This is a genomic window from Aeromonas sp. R1-1, from assembly GCF_040908495.1.
Lineage (GTDB): Bacteria > Pseudomonadota > Gammaproteobacteria > Enterobacterales > Aeromonadaceae > Aeromonas > Aeromonas veronii.
Window position 1 is genome coordinate 1 of the sequence record NZ_JBFODV010000237.1, and the last position, 17,615, is coordinate 17,615.

At 61.6% G+C, this 17,615-nt stretch carries 10 protein-coding genes; 4 read left to right on the top strand and 6 right to left on the bottom strand.

The genetic code is table 11. The annotated features are described in order from the left end of the window. The 4 genes from pbpC to AB5Y92_RS15605 all read right to left on the bottom strand — a co-directional run. Positions 1–1,441 (bottom strand): penicillin-binding protein 1C (gene pbpC / locus AB5Y92_RS15590; RefSeq protein ID WP_368227092.1); only part of this gene is annotated, 1,441 nt, incomplete at its 3' end. Beyond that, positions 1,407–6,308 (bottom strand): alpha-2-macroglobulin, encoded by a 4,902-nt coding sequence (locus tag AB5Y92_RS15595; RefSeq protein WP_368227093.1) that lies wholly within the window; start codon positions 6,306–6,308, stop codon positions 1,407–1,409. The genes pbpC and AB5Y92_RS15595, both read right to left, overlap by 35 nt. Before the next feature lie 166 nt (positions 6,309–6,474). Further along, positions 6,475–7,137 carry a DedA family protein gene (locus AB5Y92_RS15600; protein ID WP_368227094.1) on the bottom strand — a complete coding sequence of 221 codons (663 nt, stop codon included), beginning with the start codon at positions 7,135–7,137 and terminating at the stop codon, positions 6,475–6,477. 215 nt (positions 7,138–7,352) lie between these two features. After that, on the bottom strand, positions 7,353–9,041 hold the full coding sequence (locus tag AB5Y92_RS15605; RefSeq protein WP_368227095.1) for an FAD-dependent oxidoreductase: 1,689 nt from the start codon (positions 9,039–9,041) through the stop codon (positions 7,353–7,355). A 135-nt stretch (positions 9,042–9,176) separates the two neighbouring features. Here AB5Y92_RS15605 and AB5Y92_RS15610 point away from each other — a divergent pair, with 135 nt between their 5' ends. The 3 genes from AB5Y92_RS15610 to AB5Y92_RS15620 all read left to right on the top strand — a co-directional run bounded on the left by AB5Y92_RS15610 (position 9,177) and on the right by AB5Y92_RS15620 (position 13,706). Next, entirely contained in the window at positions 9,177–12,113 is a 2,937-nt protein-coding gene (locus tag AB5Y92_RS15610) for an EAL domain-containing protein (protein WP_368227096.1), read from the top strand. 65 nt (positions 12,114–12,178) lie between these two features. Beyond that, complete coding sequence (gene pflA / locus AB5Y92_RS15615) at positions 12,179–12,976, top strand: pyruvate formate lyase 1-activating protein (RefSeq protein WP_080768686.1); 798 nt, start codon at positions 12,179–12,181, stop codon at positions 12,974–12,976. Positions 12,977–13,064: 88 nt separating this feature from the next. Next, positions 13,065–13,706 carry an energy-coupling factor ABC transporter permease gene (locus AB5Y92_RS15620; protein WP_005361550.1) on the top strand — a complete coding sequence of 214 codons (642 nt, stop codon included), beginning with the start codon at positions 13,065–13,067 and terminating at the stop codon, positions 13,704–13,706. Between the two features lie 84 nt (positions 13,707–13,790). On the opposite strand, the gene AB5Y92_RS15625 is transcribed toward AB5Y92_RS15620, so the two are convergent. Both AB5Y92_RS15625 and ycfP read right to left on the bottom strand, forming a co-directional pair. After that, positions 13,791–15,083: an NAD(P)/FAD-dependent oxidoreductase gene (locus AB5Y92_RS15625; RefSeq protein ID WP_005333998.1), complete on the bottom strand. Its 1,293-nt coding sequence runs from the start codon at positions 15,081–15,083 to the stop codon at positions 13,791–13,793. 74 nt (positions 15,084–15,157) lie between these two features. Next, positions 15,158–15,697 carry an alpha/beta hydrolase YcfP gene (gene ycfP / locus AB5Y92_RS15630; protein WP_005334000.1) on the bottom strand — a complete coding sequence of 180 codons (540 nt, stop codon included), beginning with the start codon at positions 15,695–15,697 and terminating at the stop codon, positions 15,158–15,160. Positions 15,698–16,202: 505 nt separating this feature from the next. On the opposite strand from ycfP, the gene AB5Y92_RS15635 reads away from it, so the two are divergent. Next, complete coding sequence (locus AB5Y92_RS15635) at positions 16,203–17,609, top strand: nucleobase:cation symporter-2 family protein (RefSeq protein WP_368227097.1); 1,407 nt, start codon at positions 16,203–16,205, stop codon at positions 17,607–17,609. The last annotated feature ends 6 nt before the right edge of the window (positions 17,610–17,615 follow it).

A 17,615-nucleotide genomic window follows, 5' to 3' on the forward strand; every position in this document is an offset into this window, starting at 1 on the left:
GAATGCCCGCCGCCCCCAGCGCGATGGCCGGATTGGGTTTGTCGGAGAGCGCCAGTCTCACCCCGGCGTTGTCGAAGCGGCTGACCAGTTTGTCCGGCCCGAGCGCCTCCAGCACCTGCACCGCCGGCACGTTGAGGGATTGCTGCAGCGCTTGGGCGAGGGTCACCGGCCCCTGAAAGGCGCCGGAAAAGTTGGCGGGACGATAGTCAGACCCCAGCCTTGGCGCATCGGAGAGCAGGGAGGCCGAGTGCACCAGCCCCTCATCCATCGCCAGACCGTAGATGAAGGGCTTCAGCGTAGAGCCGGGAGAGCGAATCGCCTGCACCATGTCCAGATAACCGTGGCGGCGCAAATTGCCATACTCGGCGCTGCCCACATAGGCGCGCACCGCCATGGTTTTGTTATCAACCAAGAGCAACGCCGCTGAGGTCTGCTCGGGGAAGCGGCGAATGTAGCTCGCCACCCGCCCCTCCAACCAGCGCTGCAGATCGCCATCAATGGTGGTGTGCACAAGGGCCCCGGCCTGATGGTCGGCGGCGAGACGGGCAAAGAGCGGCGCCTCCATCGGCGTGAAGTGACCGCGGGCCAGCACCGGCTCGATACGCCCCTCCAGCCACACCTGTTCGGGCCAGACGCCTTGCGCTACCAGCCGCTGCATCACCTTGTCACGGGCGGCGCGGGCCCGCTCGGGATGCCGGTCCGGCCGATTGCGGCTGGGAGCCTGCGGCAGCACCGCCAACAGCGCCGCCTCGGCATAGGTCAGCTTGGCCGCACTCTTGCCAAGGTAGGCAAAACTTGCCGCCTGCACACCCTCCAGGTTGCCGCCAAACGGCGCCCGGTTGAGGTAGACGGTGAGCAAGGTGCGCTTGTCGTAGTGCCACTCCAGTTGCAGCGCACGGGCCATCTGACGCAGTTTGCCGGGCACGCTCCTGTGGTAGGGCTCGATAAGGCGCGCCACTTGCATGGTGAGGGTCGAGCCGCCCGACACAGCCCGCCCATAGCGCAGCCACTGCCAGACCCCGCGCACCATGGCCACCGGATTAACCCCGGGATGACGCCAGAAGTAGCGATCCTCGTAACCCAGCAACGCCTCGATATAGCGGGGGGAGACCTGCTCCAGGGTCACGGGGTAGCGCCACACGCCGCTGGTATCGGCAAAGGCGCGCAGCGGCCGCCCCTTCATGTCGAGCACCACCCGTGCATAGGCAGGGTCGAGTGGCGGCGGCGGGAAGAGTCGATCCAGCGCCAGCAATGACAGCAGCAGTGCGACAACCCCCAGCACCGAGACACGCAGCCAGCGTGGTAGACGGCCAAGCCAGCGCCAGACAGCGCGGCCACAGCGACCCAATTTCAGCCAGCCGCGCTGCCAGAAAGTGAGCGGGCGAACCCGCTCAAGGGAGGGTTTGTTACTCAGAAATACGCACCTCGTGGATATCCTCACCCACTGCCCGCAGCTCGGGCCGGTACATATCCTCCACCTGGGTCGGCGGCACCTGATAGCGACCCGGCGTCACTGCACGCATCAGGTAGACCAGTTGCTGGTTGCTCCCCTCGCTCAGATCCAGCGCTGCCGTGTAGCGGTCATCGCGAAACTCCTGATGCTTGAGATAGTCGTTCCACTCGCTCTGCCACGCCGGTTTCCCCTCGATGGAGAGCTCTTCGAGCTTGATGCTGTTGCCAAGGGCCGGGTTCTCCAGCTCGAAGCCAGCGGGCACCATCTCCACCAGCAGGGCATCGGGCACCGCCGATTCACTGCTGACATTGAGCCGCACCACCACCAGATCGCCCACCTTCACCTTGGCGGGATCAAACGGCTGACCGTCGCTGTTGAACCAGCTGCGGGTCACGCTCATCCCCTTGCGGATCCGCGCCGGCGCCTGTTCTGGGTAACCTACCAGAGTGCGCTGTACATAGAGGGATCCCTTGCCCTCGTTGGTGACGGTGCTGGCGGCCAGTGCCTCGGGGGCACCCTGCTGCAACGGGGCCGAACCGCTCAGGGATCCACTGCCAAGAGAGGAGGTCACCCTGGCCTGCCAGTCGACGGCAGGATCGAAGCGGGCGAGTCGCAACAGAGCGAGCCGCTCCTGAGTGCTGAGCCACTGACGATGGGCCAGGGTATCGGCTACCTTGGCGCTGAGATCAGGCCAGCGCTCCGCAGCCAGCTTGTGCTGACGAAGCAAGGAGAGCTCAAGGGCCTGATCGCGCAGCGGTGAGCCGTAATCCCCCAGATAGTCATCACCGCGCTCGGTCGCCAATGCCCGGCTGAGGGCCTTGGCGGCGTTCTGCTCATCCCCCATGGCCGAGAGCGCAAGCGAGAGGTGCAAGAGTGGCAAACCGGAGCGAGCGTGATCGGCCTGCTGCTCCCAGATAAGGCGCAGGGTAGCGAGCGGCGCCTTGCCCACCCGGGCCAGCACATAGGCACTGTAAGCCTGATAGGCAAGTCGGCTGTGCTCAGGGGCACTGCTCCAGCGCTCACCATACTGACTGTCGGTGAGATAGCTTTGCAGCCGGTTCAGCGCCTGATTGAGCATGGCCTCCGGTACTGCGTCGCCCGCCTCCTTGCGCGCCAGCAGATAGTCAGCGGCATAGGCGGTGAGCCACTGCTCCTCGTCGGAGCGACCATCCCACAGACCAAAGCCGCCGCTGGGCAGTTGCAACCGCTGCAGCCGTTGCAGCAGGGCGCGTTGCACATCCGCCTCGTTCGCTGCTTTCTTGCCCTCTGCGGGTTTGCTCCAGGCGGCCCGCTCATCGGCCGTTGTCAGCAAGTAAGGCCAGGCACGAGAGAGGGTCTGCTCCAGACAGGCGTAGGGGTAGTTAGCCAGCGCCTGCCACTGGGCTGCCGGATCCCAGGGCGGCGTGCCGGAGAGGCTGAGCAGCCCCTGCAGGTTGGCGCGATCCAGCCCGGCCAGCTCAGCTGGCGCAAAGCTCATCTGCTGGCCGGGGGCCAGCATCTGATAGTGCTGGCGAGTCTCGGCCGCCCAGGGGGAGCGCAGCGGCAAAGTCCAGTCGCGGCTGATGGCAAAATCCTTGCCACTGGCCGCCAGCTGCAGGCTTGCCACGCCGCTTGCCCCAGTCACGGTGAGCGGCAGGGTCAGCCACTGCTCTTCGCCATTTTTAAGGGACAGAGTGCCGGGCAGCTCGCCATTTGCCTTGAGTCCGCCATTGAGGGTCCAGGCAAGGGAGAGGGTCTGATCCTCGCCGCTCATGTTGCGCAGCTGCACCAGCGCCCGGGTCTCATCGCCTCTGGCGCCAAAGCGCGGCCAGCCGATCTCGGCCACCAAGGGCGCCACCACCTTGACGGCGCGCTCGGCCTCCCCGACTTGCTGTTCGTTCCAGGCCAGCGCCATCAGCGCCAGTTCGCCGTTGACGTTGGGCAAATCGAGCGGGATCACCGCTTTACCCTGCTGGTCAAAACTCACCTCGCCGCTCCACAGTGCGGCTATCTCGACTCGGCTCTCCAGCGCGCCGCCCTTTTTCAGCGGCGCCCGATCGCCCCCATAGTTGAGGCGGGCCAGCTTGCCATCTTGCGGCGGGATCACCTGGCCGTAGTTGTCGAACAAATCTTGGGCGAAGCGCTTGCGGCCAAAGAAGATCCCGAACGGGTCGAGGGGTTGATAATCGCTGATATTGAGCACGCCCCGATCCACCGCCGCCAGCACCACGCGGCCTTGGCTATTGGGGGTGGAGGTCGCGGTCACTTCCAGTCGAGTGAGCGGCACCGCTTTATCAGGCGCGCTCAGGGTGAGCGGCAGTCGGCGAGCTTCCCGGTCCAGGGTGAGCGGCACCAGCCCGACCGAGCGCAGGCTCTGCCCCTGCTGGCCGCTGACCGGTTTGGAGGCGCTGTCTGGCGCGGCGATCTGGGCCGAGATATGCAAGTCATGGCGCTGCCACTCGGGGCTGACCGGGATCTCGAACTCGCCGCGGGCATCCTTGGCATCATCACCGGCCCCCTTGAGCTCGATACGCTGCCACCAGCGCAGGCCGTCGCCATCTTCCACTATCAGCAACCCCTTGCCGGGGCGCGGGGCCACCAGCGTCACTTTGGCCTTGTCACCTGCCAGATAGGCGCGCTTGTCGAGGGTGATGGCAATCTTGTCAGGCCGCGCCTGCTCGCCACCGCCGCCCCAGGCGTAACTGCCGATCTCCACCCGCAGGCTGGATTGATGGCCCTGACTGTTCTCCACCTCCAACCGATACCAGCCCGCCGCCAGTTGCAGCGTGAGCGGGGTCGGCCCCTTGCCATCCAGCTGCAGGGTCTGCTCCTGCTCCAGATAAGGCTGGCTGTTGAACTCGTACTTCCACCCCTCCCCATCGGCGTAGTGCCAGTAGTAGTCGCGGTACTCGTTGATAAGGCGCACCTTCACCGCCCCCGCCACCGGTTGGCCTTGCTCATCGAGGTTGAGGATCTGGAAGGGGAGCGGCTTGCCCCCCTCTACCCGATCCGCCACAAAATCAGCCTTGAGCGCCGGCCACTGGCTGCCCGCGGGCCAGCCATACTGGGTGCGGCTGCGATTGACGGCGCGGCCACCGGGCTCGGAGAGCGACACCCGATAGGCCACCTCCAGCGGCCCGAGGGCGCGCACCCCATCTAGTTCATCTTGCAGCGAAAAAGTCCCCTGCCCCTGCGCATCGAGGGTGAGATTGAGAGGCTCGAGATCCCTGGCCTGCTCGGCGAGCAGTACGTCACCTAGCGTGAACTCCTGCCACTGGGTAAAGGGCATGGTGGCGCGGCTGATCTTCACCTCTGCCTTCGCCTTGGTGGCGCTCGCTGGCGCACCGTAGAGATAGTCCCCTTGCAGCGGCAGCGTCAGGGCTGCGTCCAGACTCGTCACTTCCCCATCCGGCCCCTTGCCCAGCTGTAGCTTGAGCCGCTCCGGCAGAAATTCCTCCACCAAGAAAGGCCACTCGAAACGACTGCCGGCGGCGGTCTTGAGGTTAATGGTCCAACGCCCGAGCGGTGCATCGTCAGGCAAACGCAGGCCGTAGTGGGCCGCGCCCAAATTGTCCGGCAGCAGCCGTTTCTGTTCGAGCAGTTGGCCGTCCGGCTGTTTCACCTCCAGCTCCACCGCCATCCCCGGCAGCAGCTGGCCATCCTGCCCTTTTAGCAGGATTTCGCTGTCGAGCCGCTCGCCGGGGCGATAGAGATCGCGCCCGCTAAAGAGATAAAGCTGCTGGGCCTGCCAGGGCTGGGTGCCGAGATCGAAGGTGGAGAGATCGAGCGCAGCCCCATCGAGGCGCAGCACCGCCAGATGGTTGCCCTGTTCGGCCAGCAACAAGCGAGCACCCTGCACCTGATCGAAGCGACGATGGCCCTGCGGATCAGTGGTTTGCACCTGCAGCCGGTTGCCCTTCTCGTCGAGCAGGGAGAGCTGCACATCCTTGAGCGGGTCAGCGCTGGCCAGGGAGCTGACGAACACCTCCAGCTGATCGCGGTAACGACGGGCACTGAGCCCCATGTCGCTCACCGCAAAATAGGTGGTTTCCTTGCGCCAGTCGTAATTGCCAAGGGGCGACATCACCGCAAAGTAGACGCCAGCCTCCGCCAGCTGCGGCTCCTTCACATTGATAAGGCGGGTCTCGCGCCGGTTGGCATCAAGCTCCAGCGCGTAGCGGCCGCTGAACACCCGCTTGGCCCGCTGAGTGATCTGCTCAAGCTCCCAGTTGCCCATGCCAGAACCGGGGCGATACTCGGCCAGAAAACGGGGTAGATATTCCGCATCGACCCGGAAGAAGTCGATATTGACCTCATCCACGTTGACCGCGCTGATAGGCAGGCGCAGCTCGTCACGCAGCGGCAATACCATGCCGCTGGCAGTAAAGGATGCCCCCGCCTCCAGCGGACGGGTCTTGAGAGTCCAGCTCCGGGGGGATGGGCCCAGCCCCGCCTTGAGGCTCACCTCATAGCTTTTATCGGGCTGAACGTTCGGGAAATAGAGGGTGCGACCATCGTCGGCCAGGATCCACTCCCCCTGCACCTGCTTGCCCCCTTCACTGACCCCGAGCCAGCTCTGCCAGTTTGCCTTGGGCGCCAGGGGGCCGGAGAAGACCAGCGCCAGCGCCGGGGCATCCCGATATTGGCGGGCATTGGCCTGCACCACGGCGCTTGGTGCGCCCGTTTCCTGCTGCGCGGCAGGTTTTGTAGTCGGCCCATTGGCTGTGACATGAGTGACGGGCTTGTCGGGGCCGCAACCGGCCAGCAGCAAACCGGCCAACCCGGATAGCAGCAGGGCCGACCAGCGGCGACGATTCAGAGGGTGTGCTCCTTGGGCAGAGCGACGGGAAACCGGGCGAGCGTGAAAGAGGCGCATAGATTCCATCCTGGCTGGGATCCGCTGCAACAGCAGCGAGGCAGCAAACAGGATAAAGCATCGAGCGCCCCTGACACAAAGAGGATTCTCGCGACAACAGGCAGAAGCAACCTTGCTGCGACAACGGCCGCCCTTTCAGAGCGACCGAACACTCAGCAGACCGAAATCAACGGAGGGGGGATTGCTCTCTTTTGGCGCCGCCCTTGAACCAGCGAAAGAGGATGGCCGTGATGGCGATAAGGAAGAGCACCAGAGAGGTGATAAGCAGCATGCGGGTCAGCAGTTCGCTGTGTGCCACAAAGAAAGGCACCGTCATCGCCAGCTTGCCCACCAGACTCAGACAAAGTGACCAGAGCACGGCGCTGGCGAAACTCGCCACGCACATGCGCAACACGCTCAGGCGACCTATCCCCATCAGCATGGGGGTCAGCACCCGGACGAACGGAATAAAGCGGGAGGCAAACATGGCCAGAAAACCATACCGGTTCAGCAGCCGGGTCGCTTTGGGCAGGCTGTCGGGAGGCAACATCCGCTCGATATGATCCATAAAGCGGGTACGCTGCAGGGCCCGTCCCTGCCAATAGGCGAGCACAGAACCTATGCCAGCAGCCAACGGCAGATAAATAAGTGTTACTTCAGGGCCAAACACCCCCATGCCAACCAACCCACCGGCCAGCAGTACCAGGCTGTCCCCCGGCAGGGGCAGGAAGACGAATGCGGACTCCAGCAGCAGTACCAGCATCAGGCAACTGATCAGCAGGGGTACCGCCTGCATCTGAACCAGGGCGTCAAAATCCTGATGCCAAATGGCCATCAGCATATCCAGCATGTCACTCTCCCTACTACACGGTTCATCATGAACGAGGCAGGGGTTATAGCACCCATCCCCTGAACAAAACGTTAATTTTGTCCGGCACAGGAAATAAAGTGTGTCGAAATATTGCAGCAACGAGGGGAATGCAAGAAGGGCGAAAAGCAGAAACAAAAAGCCCCTCATCTTGCACGCACAAGGGAGAGGGGCAAACAGGCACAGAAATAAAACGGTTACTCGGCGGTGGCCATCTGCCAGGTTTTGAAGCCGCCGGAGAGATTCTTCACTTTAAAGCCGTGCTGGCTCAGCAGGCGGCAAGCGACGTGACCACGCAGCCCGACCTGACAGCTGATCAGCAGCTCTTTCTCTTTGGGCAGCTCATGGAGGCGGCCACGCAACTCGTCGAGGGGGATATGCAGCGCCCCCGGAATGCGGCCCAGCTTGTCGAGCTCGGGGCCATTGCGCACATCCACCACCAGCTGATGGGGGTTACGAGCCTGTACCTCGGCCACGTGGCAGAGCAGGGTGTCCCCCTTCAGGTGGTTGCTTGCCACAAAGCCCGCCATGTTGATCACATCCTTGGCCGACCCGAACGGCGGCGCATAGGTGAGCTCCAGATCCTGCAGGTCAAACACGGTGAGACCGGCACGCTGGGCCACCGCCAGCACATCGATGCGCTTGTCGATGCCATCCTTGCCGATGGCCTGGGCGCCATAAATCTTGCCATCCGGGGCAAACAGCAGCTTGAGGCTGACCGGGTGGGCACCCGGGTAGTAACCGGCGTGGCTGCCCGGGTGGACATAAACCTTCTCGAACGGCAATCCCAGTTGCACCAGTCGCTTCTCGTTGAGGCCGGTGCTGGCTACCGCCAGATCGAACAGCTTGCAGATGGCGGTCCCTTGCGTCTTCTTGTAAGTTTCGCTTCGGCCCAGCATATTGTCGGCGGCGATGCGTCCCTGCCGGTTGGCCGGGCCTGCCAGCGGGATCAGCACAGATTCGCCGGTGACGAAGTCAATCTCCTCCACCGCATCCCCCACCGCATAGATAAAGGGATCCGAGGTACGCATCCCGGCATCGACCTTGATGCCGCCGCGCGGCCCCAGCTCCAGCCCAGCCTTGGCGGCGAGCAGGGTTTCCGGTTTGACGCCGATGGCGAGGATCAAGAGACCAGTATCAAGATGGGAACCATCATTGAGGGTCAGGCGCAGGCCACCGCTTTTGGCGGTCGGGACGGCGGAGGTCTTCTCGGCAGGCAGCTCCAGACTCTCGATGGCGGTGAGGCCGGTGCGCAGGCGCAGGTCGATCCCCTCTTCCCGGATGCGGGCATGGAGCATGTTGGTCATCTCCTTGTCCACCGGCGCCATCACCTGATCGGCCAGCTCCAGCAGGGTGACATCCAGCTTGCGCTGATGCAGCGCCTCCATCATCTCCAGCCCGATAAAGCCGCCGCCCACCACAGTGACGTGGCGCGGTTGATCGTGGTGAAGAGAGGCCAGAATCCGGTCCATATCGGGGATATTGCGCAGGGTATGCACCCGGGGGCTATCGATACCGGGGAAAGGCGGCCGGATCGGCGCGGCGCCCGGGCTCAGCAGCAGCACATCGTAATGCTCGCGCTGCTCTTCACCGGTTTGCAGGTTGCGCACCAGCAATGTCTTGCCTGCCCTGTCGATCTCGATCACATCGTGGAAGACTCGCACATCGACGTTGAAACGGCGCTTGAAACTCTGGGGAGTCTGCAGCAGCAAGGCATCCCGATTGGGGATATCCCCCCCGATGTGGTAGGGCAGACCGCAGTTGGCAAAGCTGACAAACTCGCCCCGCTCGAACATCACGATCTCAGCCTCTTCACTCAAACGACGAGCGCGAGCCGCCGCCGATGCGCCCCCCGCAACCCCACCGATAATCAGGATCCGTTTCATCTGCAAGACTCCTCCTAGAAGATAATGACCGATAAATTAGCAATCTCTAATTTAGATTTCAATGAAATTTTGTTTCCCTCGATTTTGCAGTATTCTTGCAGCCCCGACGGTTGCTTAACAGGATGTTGTTCGTTCATGTCGTCTACCGCTCTCAGTCATCTTCCCCCTGCCCTCCAGACTCCCCTTTTCTTTCGTCTGGATCTGCGCAGCCAACGGCTGGTCGCCCTGACCGACGTGATGCAAACGCCGCTCTACTGGCTCGATGAGCCGCGCGCCCCCTGGCCTGCCCAGCTACCCGATGCCCTGCGCCTGCCCATCGAACAACTGCTGGCCAACGGCCATGGCGGCAAGATCACCGTGCGCTTTGCCAGCCAGCTCTGGCACATCGCCCTCGCTCACGAGCAGGATGGCTTCTGGCTCATCTGTCTGCAGAACCTTCGCCAGGAGCCCATCGCCGATCTGGCATTGCAACTGCCGCGCCTCAGCCAGATGGCGAGCCAGCAACAGTATGCGCCCCTGCTCGAGGCCCTTAAAGAGAGTTTGGGGGCCGATCGGCTCATCCTCTGGCACTATCAGGCCAACGGCGATCTCGGCAGCGAGCAACTCACCCCTGTGTTCACCCTGGGGGTCGAGGCGCTCTACCCCATTCGTGGTGACAGCCGCTATATCCGCGCCCTGCGTACCCGCAAAGCGTTGAGTTTCTCGGAGGCCGCCCACCAGCCGATGCTGAGCAATCACCTCTATCTGACCAGTGCCGGTGTGCGCTCACGCCTCGATGGTGCCTTGCTGGAGCAGGACAAGCTGTTCGGGGTGCTGAGTCTGGAGTATCTCGATCCCACCCCGCTTAGCGAGGAGATGTTGCAGCTGGTGCGCAGCAGCGCCCAGCTGCTCGGCCACTGGCAACCGCAACCGGAAGAGCACCGCACCGAGCTGGCCCTCCCGCCCGAACTGCACCAGCAGACCGGCATCGACTACTGCAAGACGCTGGTAAGCTGGGCCATGAGCGCCAGCGGTGCCCGGGTGGGCTGGATCGGCGAGTTCCAGCCCCGCGGTCAGGATCTCTGGATCATCCCCCGCTGCGTCATCAACGAGGAGATCTGCTCCACACTCAAGCCCATCCAGCTCGACCCCGGCCCCGCTCAGGAGCTGTTCCAGCATGGTCAGGCCATCTATGTGGAAGATCTGCCCGTGCGCTATCCCAAGGCGACCCGGCTGCTTGCTCTCAATGCCAGCGCCTACATCGGCATTCCGCTCCATGGCCAGAGCTGCGCCCCCATTGGCCAGATCACCCTGCTGCTCGATACCCCCCTTGAGGAGCCCGAGCAGCTGCTGGATCTGTTGAGCAGCCAGCACGAGCGGGCAGCCATCGAGCTCAAGCGCCTCGCCACCGACGATGCCCTGCGGCTGGCGGAAGTGGCCTTCAATACCCACGATGGGCTGATCGTGATGGATCACAACGGCATCATCCTCAAGGTCAACCACTCCTTCAGCCGGATCACCGGATTTGGCGAGGTAGAGGTGATCGGTCACTCCATTCGCAAGCTGCGCCCCACCTACTACGGGGATCATCTCAAGGAGGATGTCAGCCGCACCGTCAACGAGCAGGAGTTCTGGCTTGGGGAGGAGCGCTGCCTGCACAAGGATGGTCACCTCTTTCCGGTACGCTTGATGGTGAACGGCGTCAAGGATGAGCAAGGGGAGCTCAGCCACTTTATCTGCAGCTTCTACGACATCACCCAGGAAAAAGAGGCGGCCAGACATATCGAGCAGCTCGCCTACTACGACGATCTCTGCGGTCTGCACAACCGGCGCAGCCTCAACCATATTTTGCAGCAGACCCTGAGCGCCTCCAACGGCCAGTGGGGCGCCCTGCTGCTGGTGGATCTCGACAACTTCAAGTCGATAAACGACTCCCTTGGTCACGCCTGCGGCGATCTGCTGCTGCAGGCCGTGGTGCAGCGTTTCAGGGAGCTGCCCCAGGACAATCTGGTGCAGGCGCGCATCTCGGGGGATGAGTTTGCCCTGCTCTTTACCCAGCTGGGACAAGGGGAAGTCACCGCCAAAATTCTGGCAGAGCACTTCGCCCGCGAGCTGATGGGGCTGTTTCGCACCCCGTTCGACATCGGCGATCACAAGCTGCACTGCAGCGCCTCGGTGGGGATCAGCCTCTTCTCCGGCAACGAGACGGATCATCTGGTCCTGATGCAACAGGCCGACACCGCGACCCACATGGCCAAGCGCGCCGGTCAGGGCCACTACGTCTTCTTTACCGAGGCGATGGCCCAGCATGAGAAGAACCGGCTGACCCTCACCAATGAGCTGCGCGATGCCCTGCGTCACCACGAGCTGCAACTCCACTACCAACCGCAATACCGGGTCGACAATGGCTCGCTGTCGGGTATCGAGGCGCTGCTGCGCTGGCAGCGCAGCGACGGCACCATGGTGCCACCCGGGGAGTTTATCCCCATCGCCGAAGAGACCAGCCTGATCCTCGAAATCGGCTACTGGGTGATGAAGACCGCCTGCGCCCAATACAGCTTCTGGCTCAACCGTGGCCTGCAGATCCCCCATCTGTCGGTCAACGTCAGTGCCCGCCAGTTCCACACCCAGGGCTTCGTGCAACAGGTGGAGTACATCTTGCGCGATACTGGTGTGCCCCCTTCCCGCCTGCTGCTGGAGGTAACCGAATCGGTAGTCTTGGAGAATCGGCAGGAGAGTATTGCCAGAATGCGCCAGCTCAAGGAGCTCGGCATCCTCATCTCCATCGATGACTTCGGCACCGGCTACTCGTCGCTGGCCTATCTGCGGGATCTGCCCGCCGATGAGGTGAAGCTGGACAGAAGCTTCATTCAGACCCTTGTACACAGCGAACAGGACAGAGCCATCGTCAAGGCGATACTCGATCTGGCCCAGGTCTTCCGTTTTACCGTCACCGCCGAAGGGGTGGAAGAGGAGGCGCAGCTGGCCATCCTCAAAGCGCTGGGATGCCAGCATTATCAAGGTTTTCTCACCAGTCGGCCGCTCAACGTCAAGGGGCTGGAGCAGCTGCTTGGCAGCCGGGCGCCGGACTAAAGGTGTAGGATCAATAGGGGTTTATGTAATAAAATAACGGCCTGCTCGAATCGTTGGAGTTGTTTATGTCTGTCATTAATCGGATCCCTGCCGTTGAAATCAGCCAGCCAGCCGGAGCTCACGGCACCGTTGGCCGGATCCATTCCGTCGAAACCTGCGGCACTGTCGATGGCCCGGGAATACGCTTTATCGTATTCATGCAAGGCTGCCTGATGCGCTGCAAGTACTGCCACAACCGCGATACCTGGGATACCGAAGGTGGCCGCGAAGTGACCGTACCGGAGTTGATGAGTGACATCACCAGCTATCGCCACTTCATGAATGCCTCCGGCGGTGGCGTGACAGCGTCCGGCGGTGAAGCCATGCTGCAACCGGCTTTCATTACCGAACTCTTTACCGCCTGCAAAGAGAAAGGGATCCACACCTGTCTCGACACCAACGGCTTCGTCCGTCATCTCGACGAACAGGTGGACAAGCTGCTCGACCAGACCGATCTGGTGCTGCTCGACATCAAACAGATCAATGACGAGAAACACATTCCGCTGACCCACGTCAGCAACAGATACACCCTGGAGTTTGCCCGCTATCTGGCAGCCAAAGGCAAGACCATGTGGATCCGCTACGTGGTGGTACCGACCTGGAGCGACGACGACGAGAGCGCCGAAGGGCTGGGCCAGTTTATCGCCGAGCTGGGCGATAGCGTGGAGAAGGTGGAGCTGCTCCCCTACCATGAGCTCGGCAAACACAAGTGGGACGTACTGGGCGACCCGTACGAGCTGAGCGGGATCAAGCCCCCCAGCAAGGAGACCATGGAACGGGTCAAGGGCATCCTCGGCAAGTACCACAACAACGTCAAATATTGATGGTAAAAGCAGGCTGATTCGTCAGCCTGCTCTGCTATGGGGCGGTCGGGAAGGCCGCCCGGACTCTACTGCATGAATGGACGACAAGATGAGTGAAGGACAACTCGCCGCCCTCCTGATCTGGCTGGTACTGCTGGCCTTCAGCCTGCGCCGCTCTCTGTGGCAAACCCTCCATGACAACCCCCTCTATCAGCACCTGTTGCTGGGTAGTGCCATCGCGCTGGTGCCGCTCTGGTATCTAAGGGCCGGTCTGCATGAGGGGCTGGAGGTCCATTTTCTCGGGCTCACCTCCCTCACCCTGCTGCTCGGCTGGCGGCTGGCGTTGCTCGCCCCCTGCCTGACCCTGCTGGTGCTCGGTTACTTCGGCGTCACCAATCTGGCCGATTTTGGCTGGCAAGCGCTGGTTGGCATCGCCCTGCCGGTGGCCACCAGCTGGCTGCTGTTTCTGGCCAGCTGGGCCTGGCTGCCGCGCCATCTCTTTGTCTATATCTTCGTGGCCGCCTTTCTCGGCGGCGCCATCACCATCTCGGTCAAGGTGGCCGCCAGCGCATTGCTGATGGGGCTGAGCGACAGCTACCCCTGGCACACCATCACGGCGGATTACCTCTCCATCTGGCCACTGCTGCTGTTTCCCGAAGCCCTGCTCAACGGCATGGCGATGACGGTGCTGGCCATCTACCGCCCCCACTGGGTCAATACCTTCTTCGACCGCACCTATCTGGGCAAGTAACGCTCTCTTTCCTGATCTGCGCCCATAAAAAAGGAGAGGCCATCGCCTCTCCTTTTGGTATTCAACATGTTGCCAAATCCCGGCTTAGTGCAGCTTCAGGGTCGGGCGCAGTACCCGGTTGATGCGACCCACCAGCATGATGAGGCCGGTCTTGACGTAGCCGTGCAGGGCGATCTGGTGCATCCGGTAGAGGGAGATGTAGACCAGACGGGCAATGTAGCCCTCCACCATCATGGAGCCGCGCATCAGGTTGCCCATCAGGCTACCCACGGTGGAGAAGCGGCTGAGGGAGACCAGCGAACCGTGGTCGTGGTAGAGGTAGGGCTTCATCTCGCCGCCGTTCATCTTGGCCAGGATGTTCTTGAACGCCTGGCTGGCCATCTGGTGGGCAGACTGGGCGCGCGGCGGCACGAACTTGCCATCCGGCTGCGGGCAGGCGGCGCAGTCACCGATGACGAAGATGTTCTCGTCACGGGTAGTCTGCAGGGTCTCTTTCACCACCAGCTGGTTGATGCGGTTGGTCTCAAGACCGGCGATATCCTTCATGAAGTCAGGTGCCTTGATACCGGCCGCCCACACCATCAGATCCGCTTCAATCAGCTCGCCATCCTTGGTGTGCAGACCGTCGCTGGTCGCTTCGGTGATCATGGTGGCGGTACGCACGTCCACACCCAGCTTGACCAGCTCTTGATGGGCGGCGCCACTGATGCGCTCCGGCAGAGCCGGCAGAATGCGCGGGCCCGCTTCCACCAGGGTCACCTTCAGGCTGTCGGTGGTGAGGTTCTTGAAGCCGTAGGCGTAGAGCTGCTCGACCGCGTTGTAGAGCTCGGCAGAGAGCTCGACGCCGGTGGCGCCGCCGCCGACGATGGCAATCTTCACCTTATCGCCCGGCTTATATTCGGTGGCGAACTGCAGGAAGCGGTTCATCATGCTGTTGTGGAAACGGTGCGCCTGGGAGGGGCTATCGAGGAAAATACAGTTATCCTTGATGCCCTTGGTGTTGAAGTCGTTGGAGACAGAACCGATGGCCATCACCAGATAGTCGTAGGGCAGCTCGCGCTCGTTGACCACGATGTCGCCATTGTCGTCGTGGATCGGGGCCAGCACGATGCGTTTATCGTCACGCTTGATGTCGGTCAGGGTGCCGAGCTGGAAGTCGAAACCGTGGTTCTTGGCGTGAGATTGGTAGCTCAGGGCATCGATGCCCGCATCCATGGAGCCGGTGGCTACTTCGTGCAGCAGGGGTTTCCACAGGTGGGTGCGGTTGCGATCGACCAGAGTGATCTTGGCCTTGTTCTTCTTGCCAAGCTTGCGACCCAGACTGGTGGCCAGCTCCAGGCCACCGGCGCCGCCGCCTACAACGACAATATTCATCATGATGATTTTCCTCGGTTCCTCAAAACGAAAGGGAGCCATTGGCTCCCTAAAACGAAATCGGTCGACGTGATGGATCAGGCTTCTTTGAAGGCCTTCATCCGCTGCAGATGATGCGAGATATTTTTGAACTTATGAGTCTCGCGCTCATCCCACACGATGTCGTAATAGTTCTTCAATTCACGTTCAGTGTCCCGATTATCGCGCACTTCATCCTGAACGGAAAGGATACACAGGCAGTTTCCTGAATTTTTCTTACGAAATTCAGTTACACACTTGGTACCGATATCGTCATATTCTTCCGGCCGGTCGATCTTGCCCTGCATGTTCTCTTCCGGATGGAGGTTGGGGTTGAAGATCACCTGGCGAATGCCGCACAGAAAGCCGATCCGCTCGCTCCAGTAGCCACCAAGACCCACGCCGCAGATCAGCGGTTTGGGATCGGTACTCATATCGAGCTGTTTTTTCACTTCCTTGAGCAGATGGCTCATATCATGACGGGGGTGAACCGTGCTGTAGTGCACGAAACGCACATCATCATCAATAAACTGCAACTGCAGCACTTTCTCGTGATTGCCTGGGCTGGTGGCATCAAAGCCATGCAGATAGATGATCATGGATAAGACCTCAGGATCTGTGTCGGTTTTATCGAAACTACCCCAGCGGCGGCCCCGTGCGCCACCAAAACATCCAACTTTCTTGCTTTGGATCACGCCCCCGCCCCCGATTGCGCCCTGCGGCCCGCGAGCGCCGTCACATGCAGAGGGACGCATTGCGAGCAACCCTCTGGTGCCCGGCTATCAAAGTGAGATCGCCAGACCGATAATGATAAACCCCTTACCAATCTGAGATGCCCCCACCTCCTTCCCCTGCCAGCAGCCGGACACTTATCTGGCCGGTATGTGACTCATCCCGCAAAAACAAGGCGTTATCGCCAAACGTTTTCTCTCGTGAGCGGCGTTGTGCATGTTTTGTGCACTGACCCGTGCTGCACCGGATCCCTCTCACTACTGCCGAGGGAGCTGGCACCTCTGTCAATACACGAGATCAATGACCGGGAAAGCTGCGGCTTTCACTATCTTGCCTGTAGCAGTTGCGCGGGCTTCAAGGAGTGATCTGTTGATGAACGAGACCAATCCCCAATCCCCCCGACCGGGTGCGCGCAAGCGCTCGGTGGATGAAGTGGAGCGCATGCTCCCCATGGGCCAACTATTTACCCTGGGCCTGCAACATGTGCTGGTGATGTACGCCGGCGCCGTGGCGGTGCCGCTGGTGATTGGCGGCAGTCTGGGGCTGCCCAAGGAGCAGATCTCCTACCTTATCAGTTCGGATCTCTTCTGCTGCGGCATCGTCACCCTGCTGCAATGTGTCGGGATTGGCCGCTTTGCCGGGATCCGGCTGCCGGTCATCATGTCGGTCACCTTTGCCGCCGTGATGCCCATGCTGGCCATCGGAGCCAACCCGGATCTGGGGCTGACGGGCATCTTCGGCGCCACCATCGCCGCCGGTATCATCTCGACCCTGCTGGTGCCGCTGATAGGTAGGCTGATGCCGCTCTTCCCCACCGTCGTCACCGGGGTGGTTATCACCTCCATCGGGATCAGCATCATGCAGGTGGGGATCGACTGGATGGCGGGGGGCAAGGGCAATCCGGAATATGGCAGCCTGCGCTATATCGGCACCAGCTTTCTGGTGCTCGTCTTTATCCTGCTGGTGACCCGCTTCACCAAGGGCTTTTTCAGCAATATCTCGGTGCTGCTCGGGATCATCTTCGGTTTCGTGGTGGCCATCGCCATGGGCGAAGTGAGCCTCGATGGCCTCGGAGAAGCAGCCTGGTTTGCCCCCATAGTGCCCTTCGCCTTCGGCTGGCCCACCTTCGATCCCATCTCCATCGCCACCCTGACGGTGATCATGCTCATCACCTTTATCGAATCCATGGGGATGTTTCTGGCCCTTGGCGACATCGTCGGCCATCCGGCCAGGCGCGGTGATATCGTGCGCGGGCTGCGGGTGGATGGCATCGGCACCATTATTGGTGGGATATTCAACAGCTTCCCCCACACCTCCTTCTCCCAGAATATCGGTCTGGTGAGCGTGACCGGAGTATCTAGTCGCTGGGTCTGCGTGATGTCAGGGGGGATCCTGCTCGCCTTTGGCCTCATCCCCAAAATGTCGGTGCTGGTCGCCTCCATACCGCCCTTCGTGCTGGGGGGCGCCGGTATCGTGATGTTCGGTATGGTGCTGGCCACCGGCATTCGCATCCTGGCGCGCACCGATTACAACAGCAACCGTCACAACCTCTATATCGTCGCCATCAGTCTCGGAATTGGCATGATCCCGACGGTCTCCGGGAATTTTTTCCAACAACTTCCGGCGCAGCTACAACCGCTTTTTCATAGCGGTATTCTGTTGGCCACCATCAGTTCGGTACTGCTCAACCTCTTCTTCAACGGCTATCAGCCTGACCTGACTCACCAGACCCGTCCTCTATTCGTTGGTCCCATCAAACCGCAACAAAAGCAGGCATAACAAACA

Excerpts from the sequence above, each read along its gene's own strand:
- AB5Y92_RS15595 (WP_368227093.1), bottom strand. The coding sequence starts at position 6,308 with ATGCGCCTCTTTCACGCTCGCCCGGTTTCCCGTCGCTCTGCCCAAGGA.
- AB5Y92_RS15600 (WP_368227094.1), bottom strand. The coding sequence starts at position 7,137 with ATGCTGGATATGCTGATGGCCATTTGGCATCAGGATTTTGACGCCCTG.
- AB5Y92_RS15605 (WP_368227095.1), bottom strand. The coding sequence starts at position 9,041 with ATGAAACGGATCCTGATTATCGGTGGGGTTGCGGGGGGCGCATCGGCG.
- AB5Y92_RS15610 (WP_368227096.1), top strand. The coding sequence starts at position 9,177 with ATGTCGTCTACCGCTCTCAGTCATCTTCCCCCTGCCCTCCAGACTCCC.
- pflA (WP_080768686.1), top strand. The coding sequence starts at position 12,179 with ATGTCTGTCATTAATCGGATCCCTGCCGTTGAAATCAGCCAGCCAGCC.
- AB5Y92_RS15620 (WP_005361550.1), top strand. The coding sequence starts at position 13,065 with ATGAGTGAAGGACAACTCGCCGCCCTCCTGATCTGGCTGGTACTGCTG.
- AB5Y92_RS15625 (WP_005333998.1), bottom strand. The coding sequence starts at position 15,083 with ATGATGAATATTGTCGTTGTAGGCGGCGGCGCCGGTGGCCTGGAGCTG.
- ycfP (WP_005334000.1), bottom strand. The coding sequence starts at position 15,697 with ATGATCATCTATCTGCATGGCTTTGATGCCACCAGCCCAGGCAATCAC.
- AB5Y92_RS15635 (WP_368227097.1), top strand. The coding sequence starts at position 16,203 with ATGAACGAGACCAATCCCCAATCCCCCCGACCGGGTGCGCGCAAGCGC.